Annotated in this window: 21 protein-coding genes; 10 read left to right on the plus strand and 11 right to left on the minus strand. The window is 70.3% G+C overall.

Features of this window, described 5'->3' with window-relative positions:
- Positions 1–35 precede the first annotated feature (35 nt).
- The 3 genes from ACWC2B_RS25040 to ACWC2B_RS25050 form a co-directional block, all read right to left on the minus strand.
- The gene (locus ACWC2B_RS25040) at positions 36–1025 is read right to left on the minus strand and encodes an ABC transporter substrate-binding protein (protein WP_450720188.1); all 990 of its coding nucleotides are present in this window, start codon (positions 1023–1025) and stop codon (positions 36–38) included.
- 107 nt (positions 1026–1132) lie between these two features.
- Complete coding sequence (locus ACWC2B_RS25045; RefSeq protein ID WP_450720190.1) at positions 1133–1801, minus strand: ABC transporter permease; 669 nt, start codon at positions 1799–1801, stop codon at positions 1133–1135.
- Positions 1802–1804: 3 nt separating this feature from the next.
- Positions 1805–2485: an ABC transporter permease gene (locus ACWC2B_RS25050; protein ID WP_450720192.1), complete on the minus strand. Its 681-nt coding sequence runs from the start codon at positions 2483–2485 to the stop codon at positions 1805–1807.
- Between the two features lie 135 nt (positions 2486–2620).
- Between ACWC2B_RS25050 and ACWC2B_RS25055 the strand changes: the two genes are divergently transcribed.
- Positions 2621–3766, plus strand: a complete 1146-nt coding sequence (locus ACWC2B_RS25055; protein ID WP_450720194.1) for an ABC transporter ATP-binding protein — start codon at positions 2621–2623, stop codon at positions 3764–3766.
- On the opposite strand, the gene ACWC2B_RS25060 is transcribed toward ACWC2B_RS25055, so the two are convergent.
- A complete protein-coding gene (locus tag ACWC2B_RS25060) occupies positions 3753–4865 on the minus strand; it encodes an alpha/beta hydrolase (protein ID WP_450720196.1) in 1113 nt (370 codons plus the stop codon). The two genes, ACWC2B_RS25055 and ACWC2B_RS25060, sit on opposite strands and share 14 nt — an antisense overlap.
- Before the next feature lie 162 nt (positions 4866–5027).
- On the opposite strand from ACWC2B_RS25060, the gene ACWC2B_RS25065 reads away from it, so the two are divergent.
- The gene (locus tag ACWC2B_RS25065; RefSeq protein ID WP_450720198.1) at positions 5028–6869 is read left to right on the plus strand and encodes a phosphatidylglycerol lysyltransferase domain-containing protein; all 1842 of its coding nucleotides are present in this window, start codon (positions 5028–5030) and stop codon (positions 6867–6869) included.
- Positions 6870–6945: 76 nt separating this feature from the next.
- Here the strand turns inward: ACWC2B_RS25065 and ACWC2B_RS25070 are convergent, their stop codons facing one another.
- Complete coding sequence (locus tag ACWC2B_RS25070) at positions 6946–8421, minus strand: MFS transporter (protein WP_450720200.1); 1476 nt, start codon at positions 8419–8421, stop codon at positions 6946–6948.
- 131 nt (positions 8422–8552) lie between these two features.
- On the opposite strand from ACWC2B_RS25070, the gene ACWC2B_RS25075 reads away from it, so the two are divergent.
- From ACWC2B_RS25075 to ACWC2B_RS25100, 6 genes are all read left to right on the plus strand, one after another.
- Positions 8553–9011, plus strand: coding sequence for a MarR family winged helix-turn-helix transcriptional regulator (locus ACWC2B_RS25075; RefSeq protein ID WP_450720202.1), 459 nt, complete (start codon positions 8553–8555; stop codon positions 9009–9011).
- A gap of 16 nt (positions 9012–9027) precedes the next feature.
- A complete protein-coding gene (folP, locus tag ACWC2B_RS25080) occupies positions 9028–9888 on the plus strand; it encodes a dihydropteroate synthase (RefSeq protein WP_450720204.1) in 861 nt (286 codons plus the stop codon).
- Complete coding sequence (locus ACWC2B_RS25085; RefSeq protein WP_450720206.1) at positions 9885–10346, plus strand: nuclear transport factor 2 family protein; 462 nt, start codon at positions 9885–9887, stop codon at positions 10344–10346. Before folP ends, ACWC2B_RS25085 begins: the two co-directional genes overlap by 4 nt.
- 197 nt (positions 10347–10543) lie before the next feature.
- Positions 10544–10903 (plus strand): dihydroneopterin aldolase, encoded by a 360-nt coding sequence (folB, locus tag ACWC2B_RS25090; protein WP_053731208.1) that lies wholly within the window; start codon positions 10544–10546, stop codon positions 10901–10903.
- Positions 10900–11514: a 2-amino-4-hydroxy-6-hydroxymethyldihydropteridine diphosphokinase gene (gene folK, locus ACWC2B_RS25095; RefSeq protein WP_053731209.1), complete on the plus strand. Its 615-nt coding sequence runs from the start codon at positions 10900–10902 to the stop codon at positions 11512–11514. The genes folB and folK overlap by 4 nt, the downstream gene beginning before the upstream one ends.
- A 161-nt stretch (positions 11515–11675) precedes the next feature.
- Positions 11676–12155 (plus strand): DUF3180 domain-containing protein, encoded by a 480-nt coding sequence (locus tag ACWC2B_RS25100; protein ID WP_450720209.1) that lies wholly within the window; start codon positions 11676–11678, stop codon positions 12153–12155.
- Between the two features lie 377 nt (positions 12156–12532).
- On the opposite strand, the gene folE is transcribed toward ACWC2B_RS25100, so the two are convergent.
- From folE to dacB, 6 genes are all read right to left on the minus strand, one after another.
- Complete coding sequence (gene folE, locus ACWC2B_RS25105) at positions 12533–13138, minus strand: GTP cyclohydrolase I FolE (RefSeq protein WP_450720211.1); 606 nt, start codon at positions 13136–13138, stop codon at positions 12533–12535.
- A 114-nt stretch (positions 13139–13252) separates the two neighbouring features.
- Entirely contained in the window at positions 13253–15277 is a 2025-nt protein-coding gene (gene ftsH / locus ACWC2B_RS25110) for an ATP-dependent zinc metalloprotease FtsH (protein WP_450720213.1), read from the minus strand.
- Positions 15278–15479: 202 nt separating this feature from the next.
- On the minus strand, positions 15480–16019 hold the full coding sequence (gene hpt / locus ACWC2B_RS25115) for a hypoxanthine phosphoribosyltransferase (RefSeq protein ID WP_120727895.1): 540 nt from the start codon (positions 16017–16019) through the stop codon (positions 15480–15482).
- 75 nt (positions 16020–16094) lie between these two features.
- On the minus strand, positions 16095–17165 hold the full coding sequence (gene tilS, locus ACWC2B_RS25120; protein ID WP_450720215.1) for a tRNA lysidine(34) synthetase TilS: 1071 nt from the start codon (positions 17163–17165) through the stop codon (positions 16095–16097).
- A 210-nt stretch (positions 17166–17375) separates the two neighbouring features.
- On the minus strand, positions 17376–18515 hold the full coding sequence (locus ACWC2B_RS25125) for a zinc-dependent metalloprotease (protein WP_450720217.1): 1140 nt from the start codon (positions 18513–18515) through the stop codon (positions 17376–17378).
- Positions 18516–18564: 49 nt separating this feature from the next.
- Positions 18565–19968, minus strand: a complete 1404-nt coding sequence (gene dacB, locus ACWC2B_RS25130) for a D-alanyl-D-alanine carboxypeptidase/D-alanyl-D-alanine endopeptidase (protein ID WP_450720219.1) — start codon at positions 19966–19968, stop codon at positions 18565–18567.
- A gap of 133 nt (positions 19969–20101) precedes the next feature.
- Between dacB and ACWC2B_RS25135 the strand changes: the two genes are divergently transcribed.
- Complete coding sequence (locus tag ACWC2B_RS25135; protein WP_053731216.1) at positions 20102–20596, plus strand: inorganic diphosphatase; 495 nt, start codon at positions 20102–20104, stop codon at positions 20594–20596.
- A gap of 125 nt (positions 20597–20721) precedes the next feature.
- Positions 20722–22374: a threonine/serine ThrE exporter family protein gene (locus ACWC2B_RS25140; RefSeq protein WP_450720221.1), complete on the plus strand. Its 1653-nt coding sequence runs from the start codon at positions 20722–20724 to the stop codon at positions 22372–22374.
- Positions 22375–22491 lie beyond the last annotated feature (117 nt).

Raw genomic sequence — 22491 nt, forward strand, 5'->3', positions numbered from 1 at the left:
TGTTCCCCTGTAGTTACTCGAATCGCCAAATTCGGCTACTTCTTGATCAGCCCCTTCGACTGGAGATAGGTCTTCGCGACATCGGCCGGCTTGGCCCGCTCGGCATCGACCTTGCGGTTGAGATCGACCAGATCGGCGGTCGTCAGGGCCTTGGTCAGCTTGCCGAGCGCATCGGCTATCTCCTGGCCGCCCGCGTCCTTCGCATTGACGACGGGCAGCACGTTGTCCGCGTTCTGCAGCTTCTTGTCGTCCTGGAGCAGGACGAGTCCGTAGGTGTCCAGCGTCGCGTCGGTCGTGGTGGTGAGGACCAGCTGGTCCACCCCGTCCTTGACGGCCTGCTTGGCCTGCGGGGTGCCGACGCCCTTGGGGTCGATGCCCGTGACGTCGATGCCGTACTTGGAGGTCAGGCCCGGCGCGCAGAAGGGCCGGATCTTGCACTCGTCACCGGCGGCGATCTTCACCTTGGCCTTGGAAGTACCCAGGTCCGAAAGGGTCTTGAGGTTGTTCTTGGCGGCGAATTCCTTGGTCACCGCGAACGCGTTCTGATCCACCGCCTCGCCGGCGGACAGAACCTTCAGTCCGCGCGGCCCGGCGAGCTTGGTCAGTTCGCCCACGGTCGCGGTGACGTCGCTGGAGGCGAGGGGCTTGGCGTTGGCGCCGTTCGCCTTGGCATTGAGGAATTCGGTGAGCGTGGCCGCGTATTCCGGTACGACGTCGATCTCGCCCTTCTCCAGGGCGGGTTCGTACAGTTCGCGGTTCTTCACGGTGGTGACCGAGGTCGAGTACCCGGCGTCGGCCAGGACCTGCGAGTACAGCTCCGCCAGGACCGCCGACTCGGTGAACCCGGCCGCGCCGATCACCAGCGAGCCCTTCTTGCCCCCGCCCGTACTGCTGGATCCGCCGGACCCGCTCGAACTGCTCTTGTCCTTGCTCTTCTCCAGGCTGTCGCCACCGCACGCGGCGAGCGTGCCGGCCAGCGCCAGCGTGCCGAGTGCCAGGCCGGTCGTACGCAGGATCTTGCTCATGAGGGTTCACCATTCAGGAGAGGTCGCGGAATCACGGGTGTCGCGGGGTCACGGGTGCTGCCGGATCACGGTGTTGTGGAGTCACAGGGTCACGAACGCTCGCGGGATCACGAACGCTTGCGCAGCGGGCTGAAGAGGCGGTCGACCGCCACCAGGACGCCCTCCACCAGCAGGGCGAGCGCCGCCACGAGCATGGCCCCCGCCACCACCTGCGGGGTGTTGTACACCGCGAATCCCTCCGTGACTATCCGGCCGAGCCCGCCCAGTCCGGCCATCGCGGCGATCGTCGCGGTGGCGATGATCTGGACCGCCGCCGAGCGGAGGCCGGTCATGATCAGCGGGTAGGCGAGCGGCAGTTCGACCTGGAGGAAGAGCTGGCGCCCCGACATGCCCATGCCGCGAGCCGCCTCCACCGCCGCCCGGTCCACCTCGCGCATGCCGACATAGGCGTTGGTGAGTAGCGGCGGCACCGCGAAAAGGACCAGGGCGATCACGGTCGGCAGATAGCCCGCGTTGCGCAGCGGGGTCACCATGAACAGGGCGAGCACCGCGAAGACGGGTATCGCCCGGCCGACGTTGGAGATGTTGACGGCGAGCGCGCCGCCCTTGCCGATGTGGCCGAGCCACAGCGCGATCGGCAGGGCGACCAGGCAGGACACGACGAGCGCGAGCGCGCTGACGTACACGTGCTCGCCGAGCCGGTGCCAGGCACCGTCCTCCCCCGACCAGTTGGCGCCCGTGGTCAGCCACGTCCAGGCCTGTGTGAAGACTCCCATCGCTCAGACCGCCTTCGCCGTACGGATCCGGGTCCAGGGGGTGAGCAGCCACTGGATCCCGAGGAGCAGCAGGTCGGCGGCTATGGCGAGCGCCACGCACAGAACGGACGCGGTGAGGATCTGCGCCTTGAAGAAGGTGGGCAGGCCCTGCTCGATGAGGTTGCCGAGGCCGCCGTGGTCGACGAGCGAGCCGATCGTGGTCAGCGCGACGGTGGCCACCGTGGCGATCCTGAGCCCGGCCATCAGCGCGGGCAGCGCGAGCGGCAGCTCGACCTCGAACAGAAGCCGTATCCGCCCGTAGCCCATGCCGCGAGCGGCCTCCAGGGCGTCGGAGGGCACCGATTCGAGCCCGGCCAGGATGTTCCGTACGAGGATCGTCAGCGAGTACAGCACCAAGCCCGTGATCACCAGCCCGGCCGAGAGGCCGAACAACGGGAGCAGCAGGGCGAACATCGCCAGCGACGGCACGGTGTAGAGCACGGTCGTGAAGCCGAGGACGGTGGCCGCGACGCCCTTGCGCCCGCGCGCGAGCAACGCGAGGGGGAAGGCGACGAGCAGGCCTATCAGCACCGACACCGCGGTGATCCAGACGTGCTGGACCGTCGCGTCGGTCAACTCCTGGCTCCGGGAGCTGACGTACTCCCAGCAGATCCAGTCGTTGGCCGCCAGACAGCTCTGCGCCACTCCCCCACCTCCCCCGGGTGTTCGATTCGTTCCCGACGACCCTATCCCCGGCCACTGACAATCGCCTCGGGCCTTCGCAGTACAGCAACATGGGCTTCACACAAGCGCGCCAGCCAGCCTTCACAATGGGGAACCATGATCCGGTTCGAGCACGTCACCAAGCGGTACGCCGACGGCACCACCGCCGTCGACGACCTGTCCTTCGAGGTGGCCGAGGGTGAACTGGTCACCCTGGTCGGCCCGTCGGGGTGTGGCAAGACGACCACGATGAAAATGGTCAACCGGCTCATCGAGCCGACCAGCGGGCGGATATTCCTGGACGGCGAGGACATATCGACCGTCGATCCCGTTCAACTGCGGCGCCGTATCGGCTATGTGATCCAGCAGGTCGGGCTGTTCCCGCACAAGACGGTCCTGGAGAACACCGCGACCGTCCCGCACCTGCTCGGCGTGAAGAAGGCCGTGGCGCAGAAGCGGGCGGCCGAGCTGCTCGACCTGGTCGGGCTCGACCCGACGACGTACGGCTCGCGCTATCCGGAGCAGCTGTCCGGCGGTCAGCGTCAACGGGTGGGCGTGGCAAGGGCGTTGGCGGCCGACCCGCCCGTGCTGCTGATGGACGAGCCGTTCGGCGCGGTCGACCCGGTGGTGCGCGAGCGGCTGCAGAACGAGTTCCTCAGGCTCCAGTCGCAGGTGCGCAAGACGGTCCTGTTCGTCACCCACGACATCGAGGAGGCGGTCCGCCTCGGCGACCGCATCGCCGTCTACGGGCAGGGCGCCATCGAGCAGTTCGACGCCCCCGCCGCCGTGCTCGGCGCCCCCGCCACCGCGTACGTGGCGGACTTCGTCGGCGCCGACCGGGGGCTCAAGCGGCTCTCGGTGACGCCCATCGAGGAGGGCGACCTGGAGCAGCCGCCCGTGGTGCACCTCGACGACCCGCTGCCGGCCGACATCGCGCGCTGGGCGGTCGTCCTGGACGGCGAGGACAACCTGCACGGCTGGATCTCCGCGGAGCAGGCCCGGCTCAGCACGGGCACGGTCCGCGAGCACGCCCGGCGCATGGAGGCCTGGCTGCCGGTGGGCGCCTCGCTCAAGCAGGCCTTCTCCACCATGCTCCAGCACGACGCGGGCTGGATCGCGGTGATCGACCGTGAGGAGCGGGGCCGCTTCCTCGGCGTCCTCACCCCGGCCCGGCTCCACGAGGCGCTGCGCCGCTCCATCGACGCGGACGCCCAGGCGGTGCCGCGGACCGAGGTGAAGGTCGAGTCGGTCAGCTCGCGCTGAGCCGCCCGCTGATCCACTCCAGGGCCGGCGGGATCTCGCGGCGCCAGGTGTTGAAGTTGTGGCCGCCGCTGTCGAGGGTGATCGAGGAGACGCGGCCGGGCGCCTTCACCTTCTTGATGAAGGACTGGGTCGGCTTGAAGTTCTCCTCGCCCGACAGCGAGCTCGTGACCAGGAAGGACGACTTGGCGGGCTTGATGTGGTCCAGGCTCCACAGCAGGTTGGCGCGGTTCTCCTCCTGCTTGTTGCCGTGGAAGAGGTCACCGGTCGTCGGGTCGTCGGCCGCCTTGTAGTACGCGGACAGGCCGGCGCTCGCCGCAAACTGCTCGGGGTGGTGCATGCCGATCTTCAGGGCGCAGTAGCCGCCGGTCGAGTTGCCGATGAAGCCCCAGTTCTGCGGCTTGGTGCCGACCCGGTAATTCGCGGAGATCGCGCCCGGCACGTCCTTGGCGAAGAACGTCTCGGTCTGCGGTCCGCCCGGTATGTCGACGCATTCGGTGTCCCGCTGGCCCGCCACCGTCGGCCGCATCATGATCAGGATCATCGGCTGCATCTTCTTCTGCTTGGCCTGCGCCCAGGCCGTCTTCGGGTACCTCAGCCCCTTGAGCAGGTTCTCGGCGGTGCCCGGGTAGCCGGTCAGCACGATCGAGGCGGGGAAGGTCTTGTTCTCGTACGCCTTCTGGAAGTACTCGGGGGGCAGATAGACGTAGGCCGGGCTCGTGATCTTCGACTTCTCGCCGGCCAGCACGATCTTCTGGATCTCGCCGCCCAGCTGCGGCTTGCCCGCACCCGGGGTGTCCGGCTTCTGCTTGCCGACGACCTGGACGTTCCTGCCGCCCGCCGAGTGGTCGACGACCTTGCCCATGTCCTGCTCCTGCCCGAACAGGTCCGCCCAGGACCCGTAGAACAGGAACGAGTTGTTGGCCGCCAGACCGACCGAGGCGAAGATCGCCAGCTGGGTCGCGAGCAGCAGCCCGATGCGGCCCGTCACGGCCTTCCAGCTGCGGCGCGCCAGGCGCGGCCACAACCAGATGGTGACCGCGAACAGCACCACCGCCAGGAACACGGCGAGTGCCAGAACCTTGTTGCTCGTGAGACCCATGAGTCGATGAAACTTTCTGGCTGAGATTTCTGGCTGAGATTTTCCTGAGACCGGGGAACCCGCCCCCCTGAAGTCCCGTCCTAGAGGGCGCAAATTGTCCGGCTGGACGGTGTGGACACCGTCCCCCGGCCAACTGAATCTTTCGCGGAGTCACGGGAAGCGATGTCTGTCAGGATAGATGGGGACAAAAACGGATCGGTTCCGACTCGTGTACGAAAGGTCCTCCGCGGGCCACGCCCCGAGTCGGTTCCCAAGCTGGTCGGTACGGCCTGCACGATCGTGGGCCTCCTGGACGTCGCGGCCGGAGTCTTCGATCGCGTCCGGCACAGTCGGTTCCACACCGTCAGCGAGGTGCTGCCGGGCACCTTCGGCCCCTTCGCGGCGGCCGTGGCGCTCTGCGCCGGCATCCTCCTGCTGCTCCTCGCGCACGGCCTGAAGCGCCGCAAGCGGCGAGCCTGGCGGGCCGCCGTGGTGCTGCTGCCCATCGGGGCGGTGGCCCAGTTCTGGTACCGGCACTCCGTCGTCGGCGTGCTGATCTCATTGGTACTTCTCACACTGCTGGTCCGCCACCGGAACGAGTTCACCGCGCTGCCCGACCCGCGCAGCCGCTGGAAGGCGGTGGCGAACTTCTTCCTGATGGGAGCGGGGTCGCTGGGCCTGGGCCTGGTCATCGTGAGCGTCCACCCCAACCGCACGGTGGGCAACCCGAGCATCGTGGACCGCATCCAGCACGTGATGTTCGGCCTCTTCGGCTTCGAGGGCCCGGTCGAGTACCAGGGCAGGACCAGCTGGACGGTCGGCTACTCGCTCGGCGCGCTCGGCCTGCTCACCGCGATCACCACGATCTACCTGGCGTTCCGCCCCGAGCACCCGGCCGCCCGCCTCACCCAGGACGACGAGCACAAGCTCCGCGAGCTGCTCGCCAAGCACGGCGCGCGCGACTCGCTCGGCCACTTCGCGCTGCGCCGCGACAAGGCCGTCGTCTTCTCGCCCAGCGGCAAGGCGGCCGTCACCTACCGCGTGGTCTCCGGCGTGATGCTCGCCTCGGGCGACCCGATCGGCGACGTCGAGGCCTGGCCCGGCGCCATCGAGCGCTTCATGGACGAGGCCAAGGCGCACTCCTGGACCCCGGCGGTCGTCGGCTGCTCGGAGACCGGCGGCGAGGTCTGGACCCGCGAGACCGGCCTCGACGCCCTGGAGCTGGGTGACGAGGCGGTGGTGGACGTCGCGGATTTCTCTCTCGCCGGACGTGCCATGCGGAACGTACGCCAGATGGTCAAGCGCATCGAGCGCAATGGCTACGAAACCCGCGTACGGCGCGTTCGTGACCTGTCCGACGGGGAGCTGGAGCGCATCCGCCGGGCCGCCGAGGACTGGCGCGGCACCGACACCGAGCGCGGCTTCTCGATGGCCCTCGGCCGCATCGGCGACCCGAACGACGGCGACTGCGTGATCGCCACGGCCCACAAGGCGGACGAGGAGGGGGCCATCCCCGGCCAGTTCGGCGACCTGAAGGCCATTCTGCACTTCGTGCCCTGGGGCAAGGACGGAATGTCGCTTGAGATGATGCGCCGCGACCGCTCGGCCGACCCCGGCATGAACGAGCTCCTGATCGTGGCCTCGCTGCAGGCCTGCGACAAGATCGGTGTTCGTCAGGTCTCCCTCAACTTCGCGATGTTCCGCTCGGCGCTCGCACGCGGCGAGAAGATCGGCGCGGGGCCGGTCCTGCGGATGTGGCGAGGGCTTCTGGTCTTCCTGTCCCGCTGGTTCCAGATCGAGTCCCTGTACAAGTTCAACGCGAAGTTCCAGCCGCGGTGGGAGCCGCGCTTCATGGTCTACCGCGCCCACGCGGACCTGCCGCGCATCGGCTTCGCGGTGATGCAGGCGGAGGGCTTCGTGAACCTGGGTCTCCCCGCGCCGCTGGCCCGTCTGACCCGGGCGGCTCGCCGCGAGCGGGCGTGCGCGCATGTCGCCCCGGCGGAGCGGGAGGCGACGGCGGCGTAGGACCCACCCCGCCTCGAACCCCGGTTCCGGGCCCCTTGCGGGGCTCGGAACCGGGGTTCTGCGTTTCCCCGCGCGGTCAGGCTCGCTCCAGCTCCTGCTCGACCGCCTCCGCGGAAGACGCCGCAACCCGCCGAGCCCGCGCCTTGTCGGAGGAGAGGCCCACCAGCGCCACGCCCACGACCAGCACGAACGCGATACCCGCCAGCGCGAAGCTCAGCGTGAACTGCGATTCGGCCGGCAGCGGCGGCACCCCGGCCGGCAGGCCCGAGATGACCTTCGAGGCGAGCAGCGAGGTGATGACCGCACTGGCGATCGCGGAGCCCACGGACCGCGCGATCGAGTTGATGCCGTTCGCGATGCCCGTCTGGTGGTGCGGGACGCTCGCCACGATGAGCGCCGGCATCGCCGCGTACCCGAAGCTGATGGCGGCACCGATCAGCATGCCCGCGAGGATCACGGACGCCGTCGAGTCGTGCGCCCCGGTCAGCCAGGCGAAGCCGAGGACGCCGAAGGCGGCGCCCGCCGCGAGCGTGAAGCGCGCGCCGATCCGCCCGACCAGCTGCCCGCCCAGCGGCGCGGCGATCAGCGAGACCAGGGTGGTCGGCAGCAGGTACTCGACGGAGGCGCGAAGCACGGAGGCCGAGAAGCCGTACCCGGTCAGCTTGTCCGGCATCTGCACCAGGTACGAGACGCCGATGAACTGCGAGAACATCGCGAAGCCGAGGAGCAGCCCGGCCAGGTTGGTGAAGAGCACCGGCCGGTGCGCGAACATCCGCATGTCCACCATGGGCGCCTTCACCTTGCGCTCGACCAGGACCCAGACCCCGGCCATCACCACGGCGGCGACGAAGAACCCGACCGTACGGGCGGAGCCCCAGCCCCACTCGTGGCCCTGCGAGATGGGCAGCAGGAGCAGCACGAGGAAGGCGGCGAGGGTGGCCGCGCCGAGCCAGTCGGTGCGCCCGCCCGTCTTCGTACGGGAGGACGGGACGACCACGATGACCGCGATGAGGGCGACGACCGCGAGGATCACGGCGAGCCAGAACACCCGGTGGTAGTCGGGGTGCGAGCCCTGCGTGAGCAGGCCCGCGCCGACGAGCGCGAGGCCGCTGCCGAACGCGAGGGTGCCGCTGACCAGCGCCATCGCGCCGTGCAGCTTCTGCGGCGGGATCTCCTCGCGCAGCACGGAAAGGGCCAGCGGGAAGATCGCGGTGGCCGCGCCCTGGAGCACCCGGCCGACGATCAGCAGCGTCAGCGAGCTGGTGGTGGCGGCGAGCACGGAGCCCGCGACCATGACGACGAGCACACCGATCAGCGTCGGCTTCTTGCCGTGCATGTCGCCGAAGCGGCCGAGCAGCGGGGTGAAGACGGCCGCCGAGAGCAGGGTCGCGGTGGTGACCCAGCTGACGCCCGAGGTGGTGGTGCCGAGGTCGTTCTGGATGATCCCGAGGATCGGCACGACCAGGGTCTGCATCATCGAGACGACCATGGCGGCGAGGCCGAGCACCAGGACGAGCCCTGTACCGCCGCTGGGGCGTTGGTTAGTGGTCACTTTTTCTTCCGTACGGCAGGAGGAGGTACTTGAGTCGATCGAAGCTTGATTACCTCAAGCAACTTAATGAAGGTAAACATCAAAGGTTGAGGTAGTCAAGTTTCGCTCGAATCGCGGGTACAGTGGGCGGCATGCCTGGAACCAGTCGCCCGCCCGCCGTCAGCAACGCCGCGCTCATGGATGCCATCTGGGACTCCCTGGCCGGCTTCTACGGCGACTTCACCTCGGCCGCCGCCGACGAGGGCCTCACCTCCAGCCAGGCCAAAACCCTGACCGTGCTGCGCCGGGGCCCCGCCTCCATGCGCTCGCTCGCCACCACGCTGCACTGCGACGCCTCCAACGTCACCGGGATCGTCGACCGCCTGGAGGCCCGCGCCCTGGTGCGCCGCGAGCCCAGCCCCACCGACCGCCGCGTCAAGAACGTCGTCCTGACCGACGACGGCATCCGCACCGTGGAGACCGTCCGCGCCGGCATGCTCGCCACCCACGGCGCCCTCGACGCACTGCCCGACGCCGACCGCGTCGCCCTGCACGATCTCCTCCAGCGCCTTTTCGCCACCCCCGAGCGTGGTCCGGGAACGCCCGGCTGACGCCTACGCTTGACGTATGAGTACGTGGAACGGCCGGGGGTCCGTCGAAGGCCTGCCCGAATGGGACCGCTGCGCCGTCATGGGCGTGGTCAATGTGACGCCCGACTCCTTCTCCGACGGCGGCAGGTGGTTCGACACCTCCACCGCCGTCAAGCACGGCCTCGACCTGGTGGCCGCGGGGGCCGACCTCGTCGACGTCGGCGGCGAGTCGACCCGCCCCGGCGCCTCCCGCGTGGACGAGGCCGAGGAACTGCGCCGCGTCCTCCCCGTCGTACGGGGCCTGGCCGCCGAGGGCGTCACCGTCTCCGTCGACACCATGCGCGCCCGCGTCGCCGAGCAGGCGATAGCCGCGGGCGCGGTCCTGGTCAACGACGTCAGCGGCGGGCTCGCGGACCCCGCGATGATCCCCGCCGTCGCCGCCACCGGCGCCCCCTTCGTCGTCATGCACTGGCGCGGCTTCAGCCAGGACATGAACAGCCGCGCGGTGTACGAGGACGTGGTCGGCGAGGTCGTCGCCGAACTCCGTCTCCGCATGGAGGCCGTCATCGAGGGCGGCATCGCCCCCGAGCGCCTGGTGATCGACCCCGGCCTCGGCTTCGCCAAGCAGGCCGGGCACGACCTCGCCCTGGTCGCCCACCTCGCCGAGCTGCGCGCGCTCGGCCGTCCCGTCCTGGTCGCCGCCTCCCGCAAGCGGTTCCTGGGCCACGTCCTGGCGGGCGACGAGGGCGCCCCGCCGCCCGCCCGCGAACGCGACGCGGCCACCGCCGCCGTCTCCGCCATCGCCGCCCACGAAGGCGCCTGGGCGGTCCGCGTCCACGAAGTGCGGGCCACCGCCGACGCCGTCCGCGTGGCGCGCGCCGTCGAGGGAGCCCGGTGACCCCGCGCACCGAGGCCGAGGCCGTCGAGCGCGCCAACACCGCGTTCTACGAGACCCTGGAGCGGGGCGACTTCGACGAGCTGTCCGACCTCTGGCTGGACGCCACCGAGGCCGGCGACACCGGGATCTCCTGCGTCCACCCGGGCTGGCCGGTGCTCTCCGGGCGCGGCGAGGTGCTCCGCTCGTACGCGCTGATCATGGCGAACACCGAGTACATCCAGTTCTTCCTGACCGACGTGAAGGTCGTCATCCTCGGCGAAACGGCGCTGGTCACCTGCACCGAGAACATCCTCAGCGGCGGCCCCGCCGAGGAGAGCGGCGCGCTGGGCCCGCTCGTCGGCCAGCTCGTGGTCGCCACCAATGTGTTCCGCCGCACATCCCAGGGCTGGCGGCTCTGGTCCCACCACGGCTCGCCGGTGCTCGCCGAATCGGGCGACGAAGAGCCGGAAGAGGACTGAATCCGGGCACGATTGGGGACTTCGCAGGATTGAATCCGAAGTCATCGGGTAGGGGCGGCTACCAGGCCCCTCCGGTTCTGTCCATAGCCCCCGTGGGCGAGCACTGTCAGTGCCCGCAGGTAGATTCGATTGTGGGCACCGTGCCGCCCGCACGCGGCCGCATGTCCGTCTGACCAACGACAGCAGGAGTGATTCGCGTGGATCGTGTCGCGCTGCGCGGCCTCAAGGCCCGTGGGCACCATGGCGTCTTCCCCCGGGAACGCGAGGAGGGCCAGACCTTCATCGTGGACCTGGTGCTCGGCCTCGACACCCGCCTCGCGGCGGCAGATGACGACCTGGCGAAGACCGTGCACTACGGCGTGGTGGCGGAAGAAGTCGTGGACGTCGTCCAGGGCGAGCCCGTCGACCTGATCGAGACGCTCGCCGAGCGCATCGCCCAGCAGTGCCTCAAGCACGAAGGCGTCCAGGAGGTGGAGGTGGTCGTCCACAAGCCCGACGCGCCGATCACCGTCCCGTTCGACGACGTGACCATCACGATCACCCGGAGCCGAGTATGAGCGTGTATTCGCAAGGGGCCGCTCAGAGCGACCCGACCGTGCAGCCGGTGCCCGCCTCCGTGGTCGAGCAGGTGGACGCGGCCGACGTGACGCTCTCCAACCCGCGCCGCGCCGTCATCGCGCTCGGCTCGAACCTGGGCAACCGCCTGGAGACGCTCCAGGGCGCCATCGACGCCCTGGAGGACACCCCGGGCCTGCGCGTCAAAGCCGTATCGCCGGTGTACGAAACCGAGCCGTGGGGCGTCGAGGCGGGCTCCCAGCCCTCGTACTTCAACGCGGTCGTCGTCGTGAAGACCACCCTGCCGCCGGCCTCCCTCCTGGAGCGCGGACACGCCATCGAGGAGGCCTTCGACCGGGTCCGCGACGAGCGCTGGGGCCCGCGCACCATCGACGTGGACATCGTTGCCTACGCCGACGTGATCTCCGACGACCCGGTCCTGACCCTCCCCCACCCGCGCGCCCACCAGCGGGCCTTCGTGCTCGCCCCCTGGCACGACGTGGAGCCCGAGGCACAGCTGCCCGGCCACGGCTCCGTCGCCGACCTGCTGAGCGACGTGGGCCGCGCCGGTGTACTGCCCCGCGCCGATCTGGAACTCCGGCTGCCCGAGTAGTCGTTACGCTTCTGAGGTCGACCACCAAGCGCTCCGCGGGAAGCGGAGTGCATTGACTGCGGGCCGTCCGTGGCCGGTCGCGCGGTTCCCCGCGCCCCTCGGGGCGTTGCAGCGCACCCGGCTTCGACACGACCGCTCAGAGACCCGAAGGGCACTACTCCGTGAAGCAACTGCGCCTGGGCGTGCTGGCCGGTCTGTTCGTCGTCGCCGGAGTGCTCTCCTGGGCGGGCGCCCGGCTGTGGGACTCGATCTCCACGCTGCCGAGCGTGCCGATCGCGGCGCCCATCGTGCTCGGGGTGATCGCGGTCATCCTGCTCGCCACCGCCCTGTCCATCCGCGCCCGGCTGCGCGCCCAGCGCGAGCGCCGGCCGGGCGCCAAGGGCGTCGAGCCCCTGATGGCCGCCCGCGCGGTGGTTTTCGGCCAGTCCAGCGCGCTGGTCGCGGCCCTGGTGTGCGGGATGTACGGCGGCACCGGCGTCTATCTGCTCAGCTATCTCGATGTGCCGGCCCGCCGCGACCAGGCGATCTACGCCGGTTTCTCGGTCCTGGCGGGCATCGCCGTCGTGGCGGCCGCCCTCTTCCTGGAACGCGTCTGCAAGCTCCCCGAGGACGAGGACGACAACAAGGCCCCGGCCGCCTGACCCTCCGTCACATCGGCTGCGCCGAACGGCCCCGGTCACCTGCCGAGCAGGCGGCCGGGGCCGTTTCGCATAACCCCTCAACAGGCGTCCCCCGTACGGGAGTTGGGCCTACGGGGTCGGCAGATGACCGGCGGACGGTCAGCGGATGTCAGAGCCTGTGTCTGAACCCCGCCCGGGCCCGTGACGTCTGGCACGCACTCCCCCAAGGCCTTAAGGGCCAGGGGGGACCCCCATGCCGCGTTGCCGAAACGCCCTAGTAGCTCCTCCCCCAAGGTCTTGAAGACCAGGGGGGACCCCCATCGAGGACGCTCCGGCGCCTTGCGATCGCACGCACCAGACGCCCCGGCCTGATCCGGGCGGGGTTCAGACACAGGCTCTCAGCGAGCCATGATCAGGCTCATCGCCTCGCCGCGCGTCGCGGGGTCGCGGAGCTGGCCGCGCACCGCCGACGTCGTCGTCTTCGCGCCGGGCTTGCGGATGCCCCGTACCGACATGCACATGTGCTCGGCCTCGATCACCACGATCGCCCCGCGCGCGTCGAGGATGCGCATCAGGGAGTCGGCGACCTGGGTGGTGAGGCGCTCCTGGACCTGGGGGCGGCGGGCGAACACGTCCACCAGGCGGGCCAGCTTCGACAGGCCGGTGATCTTGCCGGACTCGGCCGGGATGTAGCCGACGTGGGCCACCCCGTGGAACGGCAGCAGGTGGTGCTCGCAGAGAGAAACGATCTCGATGTCCTTCACCAGGACCATCTCGTCGTGCCCCAGGTCGAACGTCGTGGTCAGCACGTCCTCGGGCTCTTGCCTGAGGCCCGCCAGGATCTCCCTGTAGGCCCGCGCCACGCGCGCCGGCGTCTCCTGGAGGCCCTCGCGGTCCGGGTTCTCACCGACCGCTATGAGGAGCTCGCGCACGGCGTTCTCGGCCCGCTTCTCGTCGAACTCGCCGATCTGCGCCTCGCCGTACAGCGTCACCGGGTCGGTCATCTGTGCCTCGTTCCTCGACTGTCGTTCATGCGCGTGGCCGGAAAACAGCCGCGCCCCCACAGGCTAAAACCTGGGGGGCGCGGCATGCATTCCGGGGCCGGTGCGGCCCTCGGCTCAGCTCTCGGGACGGTCCTCGGGGGCCGGGACGGCCTCCGCGGGCTTGTCCATCGGCACGGAGCCGTTGTTGGTGGCGGCACCGTTGGTGAGCGCCAGCTCCTTGGGCGAGAGCACCGGCGGCCTCGTCGACGGCGTACGCCGCGAGGAGCCGGTCCAGGCCGGACGGGCCGGGCGCTTGACGATGCCCGAGAAGACCTCGGCGATCTGCTCCTTGCCCAGCGTCTCCTTCTCCAGGAGCTGCAGGACCAGGTTGTCGAGGATGTCGCGGTTCTCGACCAGGATCTCCCAGGCCTCGTTGTGCGCCGTCTCGATGAGCTTCTTGACCTCTTCGTCGACGAGCGCCGCGACCTCTTCCGAGTAGTCGCGCTGGTGCGCCATCTCACGGCCGAGGAACGGCTCGGTGTTGTCGCCACCGAACTTGATCGCGCCGAGCCGCTCGGTCATGCCGTACTGCGTGACCATCGCGCGGGCGGTGGCCGTGGCCTTCTCGATGTCGTTGGCCGCGCCCGTCGTCGGGTCGTGGAAGACGAGCTCCTCGGCCGCGCGCCCGCCCAGCATGTACGCCAGCTGGTCGAGCATTTCGTTGCGCGTGGTCGAGTACTTGTCCTCGTCCGGCAGGACCATGGTGTAGCCCAGGGCCCGGCCGCGCGACAGGATCGTGATCTTGTGGACCGGGTCCGAGTTGGGGGAAGCCGCGGCGACCAGGGCGTGACCGCCCTCGTGGTACGCGGTGATCTTCTTTTCCTTCTCGGACATGATCCGCGTCCGCTTCTGCGGACCCGCCACGACGCGGTCGATCGCCTCGTCCAGCGCGTTGTTGTCGACCAGCTTCCGGTCGCTGCGCGCCGTCAGGAGCGCCGCTTCGTTCAGCACGTTCGCCAGGTCCGCGCCGGTGAAGCCCGGGGTGCGCCGCGCGACGGCCGCCAGGTCGACGTCCGGGGCGACCGGCTTGCCCTTCTGGTGGACCTTGAGGATCTCCAGACGGCCCTGCATGTCGGGGCGGTCGACCGCGATCTGGCGGTCGAAACGGCCGGGGCGCAGCAGCGCCGGGTCGAGGATGTCGGGCCGGTTCGTGGCGGCGATCAGGATGACGCCGCCCTTCACGTCGAAGCCGTCCATCTCGACGAGCAGCTGGTTGAGGGTCTGCTCGCGCTCGTCGTGACCGCCGCCGAGGCCTGCGCCACGGTGCCGGCCCACGGCGTCGATCTCGTCGACGAAGACGATCGCCGGGGCGTTCGCCTTGGCCTGCTCGAAGAGGTCGCGGACACGCGAGGCGCCGACGCCGACGAACATCTCGACGAAGTCGGAACCGGAGATGGAGTAGAACGGGACACCGGCCTCACCCGCGACAGCACGGGCGAGCAGCGTCTTGCCCGTACCGGGCGGGCCGTACAGCAGCACACCCTTCGGGATCTTGGCGCCGACGGCCTGGAACTTCGCCGGCTCCTGGAGGAACTCCTTGATCTCGTGGAGTTCCTCGACGGCCTCGTCGGCCCCCGCCACGTCGGAGAAGGTCGTCTTCGGGGTGTCCTTGGTGATGAGCTTGGCCTTGGACTTCCCGAAGTTCATGACTCGGGAGCCGCCGCCCTGCATCTGGTTCATCAGGAACAGGAAGACCACGACGATGAGGACGAAGGGGAGCAGGGACAGCAGGATCCCGAGGAACGGGTTCTGCTTGTCGGGCGAGACGGTGTACCCCTTCGGGATGTCACCGCCCTTCACTCCGGTCTGCAGCTGGCTGGCCATGTCGGTCGCCTGGGCGTCACCGATGTAGTTGGCCTGAACCTTGCTGCTGCCCTTGACCTTCTGGCCGTCCTTCAGGTCGATCTTGATGACCTGACTGTCACCAGTGGTGATCTTGGCCTGTTCGACCTGCTTGTTGTTGATCGCCTGAACGACATCGGATGTGTCGACCGTCTTGTAGCCGCCCGACGAGCCGACGACCTGCATCAACACGACCACGGCGAGGACGGCCAGCACGATCCACATGACCGGCCCACGGAAGTATCGCTTCACGTCCATCCATACGGAGCGAGAACGCCCCGTCCCTCCTGCCCGTAGGTAAATGCTGCTGTGAGTGTGACTAAGACTGTGCGTAAAGACTGTTCTTCGGACGGTACCCCAGCATTGTCACCCGTGGTCGCACGGTACGGCTGACAAAGGGCCCTTCCCATGCTCCAACGGCGGGAGGGGGGCTGTGGTTCCCCGAACGGGCCGCGTTGCCTCAGCCGCCGTACACGTGCGGCGCGAGCGTCCCGACAAAGGGGAGATTGCGGTACTTCTCGGCATAGTCGAGGCCGTAACCCACGACGAATTCATTGGGAATGTCGAAACCGATCCACTTCACGTCGATCGCGACCTTTGCGGCATCCGGCTTACGGAGCAGCGTGCACACCTCAAGGGAGGCGGGCTCGCGCGATCCGAGGTTGGAAAGAAGCCACGACAGGGTCAGGCCCGAGTCGATGATGTCCTCGACGATCAGGACGTGCTTGCCCTTGATGTCGGTGTCGAGGTCCTTGAGGATCCGCACGACGCCGGAGGACTGGGTGCCCGCACCGTACGAGGAGACGGCCATCCAGTCCATGGTGACCGGGGTGGACAGCGCGCGGGCCAGATCCGCCATGACCATGACGGCGCCCTTGAGGACACCGACGAGGAGCAGGTCCTTGCCCGCGTACTCCGCGTCGATCTTCCCGGCCAGCTCCGCCAGCTTCGCGTCGATCTCTTCCTTGGTGATGAGCACCGACTGGAGGTCGGTGCCCATGTCCTTCTCGTTCACCCGGGCCGCTTTCTTGGGGGTTCTGTGTGTCCGTAAGCGAGCCGAGTTACGTGCGTGAGCTCAGCCCTGCCGAATGACCAGTCTGCCACCCTGGCGGCGGGCCACGACGCGGCCGGGGAGATTGATGGCGCGCTGGCCGCGCCAGCTGGTGATCAGCTTGTCGACCTCCTCCACGTGCCGGGCGAAGAGCGAACCGGCGGGCGCGCCCGCCCCGATGGCCTCACGGCGCACGATGCGGCGGCGCACAGCGGGCGGCAGCGCGAACAGCTTCGCGCACTCCAGGAGCCCGGCGTCGTCCCGTACGGTCGCGTCCGCCTGGAGGGCCCAGGCGTCCAGGGCGTCGGCGTCGTCGCGGGAGAGCTGGGCGGTGCGGGCCAGCGCCTCGACGACGCCCTTGCCGAGCGCCTTCTCCAGGGCGGGCAGGCCCTCCTGGCGCAGCCGGGAGCGGGTGTAGGCGGGGTCGGCGTTGTGCGGGTCGTCCCAGACGGGCAGCGCCTGGACCATGCAGGCCTTGCGAGCGGTCTGGCGGTCGATCTCCAGGAAGGGGCGCCGGTAGCGGCCCGCCGCCCCCGAGACGGCGGCCATGCCGGACAGGGAGCGGGTGCCGGAGCCCCGGGCGAGGCCGAGCAGCACGGTCTCGGCCTGGTCGTCGCGGGTGTGGCCGAGCAGGATCGCGGCGGCGCCGTGCCGCTCGGCGGCGGCGTCGAGGGCGGCGTAGCGGGCATCCCGGGCGGCGGCCTCGGGCCCTCCCTCGCGGCCCACGTGGACGGCGATGGCCTCGGCGGGCTCCAGGCCGAGGCCCGTCATGCGCGAGACGACCTCGGCGGCCCGCAGGTCGGAGCCGTGCTGGAGGCCGTGGTCGACGGTGATGCCGCCGGCGCGCAGCGAGAGCTTGCGGGATTCGAAGGCGAGGGCGGAGGCGAGCGCCATGGAGTCGGCGCCGCCGGAGCAGGCCACGAGCACCAGGGGCTCGGGCGGCGCGGTGCGCGGGCCGGCAGCGCGACCGGCGGGGGCTCCCGCGGTCACGGCGGCAGCGGCGCTCTCATGGTCGCGGGAGTGTTCGTTCAGTACGTCGTGGAGTACGCGGCGAACCGCCAGGCGTATCGCTGCGACCGCAGGATGGGGACCCATGTCCGGTGCCCTTCGGTGAAGTTGGGGGTGCCTCTGGCGCGGAGAGGAAGCGGGGGGAACAGAGGGAGCAGGAGGGACGTTCAGTCACACAGAGTGCGTAGATGGTGACAGAACAGAGCCGTTACCCGAGCATTGCACGCCTACCCATGCCTCACGGTCCCTCGGATGGGTGATTCCCGCGTTGACACCCGCCTACCGGCGGCTTTTCGCTCAGGACTCCGCCTTGCGGTGCACGCGCGCGACCCAGTCCGCCGGCTTGGCGATCTCGGCCTTGGTGGGCAGCGTGTTCGGCGACGTCCACACCCGGTTGAAGCCGTCCATGCCGACCTCGTCCACCACGGCCCGCACAAAGCGCTCGCCGTCGCGGTACTGGCGCAGCTTGGCGTCGAGGCCGAGCAGCTTGCGCAGCGCCATGTCGAGCCGGGAGGCCCCCTTGGCCCTGCGCTCCTTGAACTTCTCGCGGATCTCCGCCACCGAGGGCACGACCTGCGGCCCGACCCCGTCCATCACGTAGTCCGCGTGGCCCTCCAGCAGGGACATGACGGCGGTGAGCCTGCCGAGGATCTCCCGCTGCGCCGGAGTCTGCACGAGCTCGACGAGCGAGCGCCCGCCCTCGCCCTCCTCGCCCTCGGGACGGCCCCCGGCCAGCGACTGGGCGGCTTCGCGCAGCCGCTCCAGGACGGTCATCGGGTCGACCTCGGTCTCGGCGAGGAATGACTGGATCTCGCCCTCCAGGTGGTCGCGCAGCCAGGGCACGGCCGTGAACTGGGTGCGGTGGGTCTCCTCGTGGAGGCACACCCAGAGCCTGAAGTCGTGCGGGGCGACGTCGAGTTCGCGCTCGACGTGCACGATGTTGGGCGCCACGAGCAGCAGCCGGCCCCCGCCGCCGGGCGCCGCCGGGAACTCCCTGGTGGCGGGCGCGAAGGTCTCGTACTGGCCGAGGACCCGCGAGGACAGGAAGCTCAGCAGCATGCCCAGCTCGACGCCGGTGACCTTGCCGCCGACCGCGCCGAGCACGGCCCCGCCCGGCATGTTCCCGCGACGTTCCTGCATCTTGTCGAGGAGGGGCCTCAGCACCTCGCGGAAGCCCGCGACGTTCGCCCGCACCCAGCCCGCCCGGTCGACGACCAGGACGGGGGTGTCCTCGGGTTCGGCGCCCTCCGGGATCATCCGGGTGAACGCCCGCACGTGCTCTTCGGCGGCCTTGGCGTGCCGACGGAGCTCGGCGACGATCTCACGCGCCTCGTCACGGCTCACGTCGGGGCCCGGCCGCGCCAGTCGGGTCGCGGTCGCGACCGCGAGGTTCCAGTCGACCATCCCAGAGGTACCTGCACCGCCGATGCCAGTCATGCGTCAACCGTACGTGGTCGGCCCCGCGAGGGAACCCGGTCGGCGCCGCTCAGTGCTCCGTGAGGCGGGTGGCGAGACGGTCGAGGGCCTTCTGCACGGGGGCCGGGTCGGCGCCCGGCGTGCCCGTCGAAAGGAACGCGAACGCGAGGAGGTGGCCGCCCGCGTCCACGACCGTCCCGGCCAGGGTGTTGACCCCCGCGCCGCTCAGCGTGCCGGTCTTCGCGCGGACCAGGCCGGTCGCCGCGGAGGCGGTGCCGTAGCGCCCGCTGAGGGTGCCGGTGAACCCGGCGACGGGCAGGCCGGTGAGGATCGGGCGCAGCTCGGGCCGGGCCGGGTCGGCGGCCTTGGCGAGCAGCCGGGTGAGCAGGCCCGCGGTGACCTTGTCGACGCGGTTGAGACCACTACCGTCCGCGAACACGGCCCCGTTCAAGGGGAGTTGGAGCTTGGCGAGCTGCGCGGGCAGCGCCTGGGCGCCCCCGTCGAAGCTCGCCGGCCTGCCGGTCGCGATCGCGGTCGCGCGGTTCAGGGCCTCCGCGATGTCGTTGTCGCTGTTGGTCAGCATCCGCTCGACGATCTCGGGCAGCGGCGCGGACAGCGTGCTCGCCACCCGCTCGGCACCGGCGGGGGCTGCGCCCTGCACCGGCGCGTCCGCCTGCACCCCGCGGGCGCGCAGCAACTCGGCGAAGGCCCGCGCGGTGTCGCCCGCCGGATCGGAGGTGCGCGCCGCGGGCCCGCTGTCCGAGCCGTCCGTACGCCCCTCGTCGGTCATCAGCGCGACGACCGGCGCGAGGTTCTCGTTCGCCCCGATCGGATGCACCGTAGGGCCGCTGAACAGCGAGATGTCGTACGCCAGTTGTACGTGGCCGAGCGAGCGGGCCCGCAGCGCGCGGGCCGTGTCGTCGGCGAGGGCGGCCAGGCGCGCCTTGTCCAGGGTGGGGTCGCCGCCGCCGACGAGGGTGAGCGCGGTGCCGTCGGCCGGGGCTGCCACCACGGTGGTCGCGAAGCGGTGGTCGGGCGGGAGCGCGGTGAGGACGGCGGTCGCGGTGGCGATCTTGACGGTGGAGGCCGGCGTCATGGCCGCGTCCGCGCGGACGGCGTACAGCTCCCGGCCAGTGCCGGTGTCCAGGACCGAGGCCGCCGGGAGCGGGCCGAGCACCGGGTCGCCGAGCAACTGGTCCAGGGCCGGGGGAAGGGCCGCCGGGACGGGGGCCGCGGCCGCGGCGCCGAGGGCCGCGAGCACGCTGGGCGCGCTCGGGGCCGGAGCCGGAGCGCCCGGAGCCGCGGGGTGCTGGTGATGTGCGCCACCCCTGGCTTCCCGCGATGCGGCCCGGTCACGCTCGGCCGTACGCTGGCCTGAGTCCCACGGTCCGGCCATGGCCACCGCTCCGGCCGCAAGTGCCAGGCCGACCGCCGCCGCACCCGCTGTGAGCTGCCATGTCTTGGGTCCCGGCACCGAGAACCAGCCCCTTTCGCGATCACACACCTGCGTGAGGGACACTTAATCACCAGAACTGCGTCCTGCCGCGAACACGGCATCGGCGCAGCACCCGTCCGATGCATGTGCTGATCATGGAGGAGAGCCACCCGTGGAGTTCGACGTCACCATCGAGATCCCGAAGGGGTCGCGGAACAAGTACGAGGTCGACCACGAGACCGGCCGGATCCGCCTGGACCGTCGACTCTTCACCTCGACCAGCTACCCGGCCGACTACGGCTTCGTCGAGGACACCCTCGGCGAGGACGGCGACCCGCTGGACGCCCTGGTCCTGCTGGACGAGCCGACGTTCCCCGGCTGCGTCATCAAGTGCCGCGCGATCGGCATGTTCCGCATGACCGACGAGGCCGGCGGCGACGACAAGCTGCTGTGCGTCCCGGCGTCCGACCCGCGCGTGGAGCACCTGCGCGACATCCACCACGTCTCCGAGTTCGACCGCCTGGAGATCCAGCACTTCTTCGAGGTCTACAAGGACCTGGAGCCCGGCAAGTCCGTCGAGGGCGCCAACTGGGTCGGCCGCGTCGAGGCCGAGGCCGAGGTCGAGGCCTCCTACAAGCGTCTTGAGGCGCAGGGCGGCGCGCACTGACGCGCGCTCGATCGCGAACAGCGGGCGGTGCACCTTCACGGTGCGCCGCCCGCTGTCGTATCCGCTCATGACCGACCACATACTGGGCACACGCACCCAAGCGGCCGAAGGGAGGCACGGGACCAGTGGTGGCCGAGCAGCACGACGCGGTCGAGGACCGCAAGCCGCAGTCCGACGAGGCACGCAGCGCCTTCGCACCCCCCGAGGGCGTGGAGCAGCCACAGGTGCCCGAGGAGGAATCGCCCACCTCCGAGTTCGCGCTGCCCGCGGGCCTGGCCGCCCCGGTCGTGGAGACGCCCGCCGACCAGCCGGCCTCCGCGTTCGCGACGCCGAGCGGCTACAGCGCCCGGGACACCCCGAGCGCCCTGATCACCACCGCGGGCCTGCCGCTGGTGCGGCTGTCCAAGGACGCGCCCTGGCAGGACCGGATGCGCACCATGCTGCGGATGCCGGTGGGCGACCGGCCGGTGGCCGAGCCGATCCAGAAGCACGACGACACCGGCCCCGCCGTGCCCCGCGTGCTCGACCTGACGCTGCGTATCGGCGAGCTGCTGCTCTCGGGCGGCGAGGGTGCCGAGGACGTCGAGGCCGCGATGTTCGCGATCTGCCGCAGCTACGGCCTGGACCGCTGCGAGCCGACGGTCACCTTCACCATGCTGGCGATCACGCACCAGCCGTCCCTGGTGGACGATCCGGTGACCGCCAACCGCACGGTGCGCCGCCGCGGCACCGACTACACGCGCCTGGCGGCCGTGCACCGGCTCGTCACGGACATGACCACCGAGGAGCACGAGGTCTCCCTGGAGGAGGCCTACCGGCGCCTCGCGGAGATACGGCGAAACCGCCACCCCTACCCCGGCTGGGTCCTGACCACCGCCTGCGGACTGCTCGCCGGAGCCGCTTCCGTACTGATCGGCGGCGGCGTCGCGGTGTTCCTGGTGGCGGCGGTCGGCGCGGTCCTGGGCGACCGGCTCGCCTGGCTGTGCGCGGCACGCGGACTGCCGGAGTTCTACCAGTTCGTGGTGGCCGCGATGCCGCCCGCCGCGATGGGCGTCGCGCTCAGCCTGCTCTCCTGGGACCTCAGTCCGTCCGCCGTGATCACCGGTGGCCTGTTCGCGCTGATCCCCGGGCGGGCCCTGGTGGCGGCCGTGCAGGACGGCCTGACCGGCTTCTACGTCACCGCCTCGGCGCGGCTGCTCGAAGTCGGGTACTTCTTCGTCGCGATCGTCGTCGGTGTCCTGACCGTCCTGTACGGCGGGCTCCAGATCCACGCCGAGCTCAACCCGGAGGGCACGTTCGCACCCATCGACCGCCCGGTGATCCAGATCCTGGCGTCGTTCGTGCTCTGTCTGACCTTCGCGGTCCTGCTCCAGCAGGATCGTTCCACCGTGTTGATCGTGGCCGCGAACGGCGCGGTCGCCTGGGTGGTCTATGCCGCGATCGCGGTCACCGCGAAGGGCTCGCCGATCATGGCGACGGCGGTCGCGGCCGGCCTGGTCGGCCTCTTCGGCCAGCTGCTCTCGCGGTACTGGAACACCTCGGCGCTGCTGTACGTCACCGCCGCGATCGGCCCGTTGCTGCCCGGTAGCGCCACGTACTTCGGCGTCCTCCTGATCGCCAAGGGCCACTTGGACCGGGGCTTCGCCTCGCTCGCCAAGGCGGCGGCCCTTGCCCTGGCGATCGCGATCGGCGTGAACCTCGGCAACGAGGTCGCCCGCCTGTTCCTGCGGGCCCCGGGAGCGGGCCGCGCGGCGGCGAAGCGGACCCGGGGGTTCTAGGGCGTTTCACAAGCTGAGAGCCGAGAGCCTGTGTCTGAACCCCGTCCGGATCAGGCCGGGGCGTCTGGTGCGTGCGATCGCAAGGCGCCGGAAGGTCCTCGATGGGGGTACCCCCTG

This window comes from Streptomyces sp. NPDC001415, from assembly GCF_053597395.1.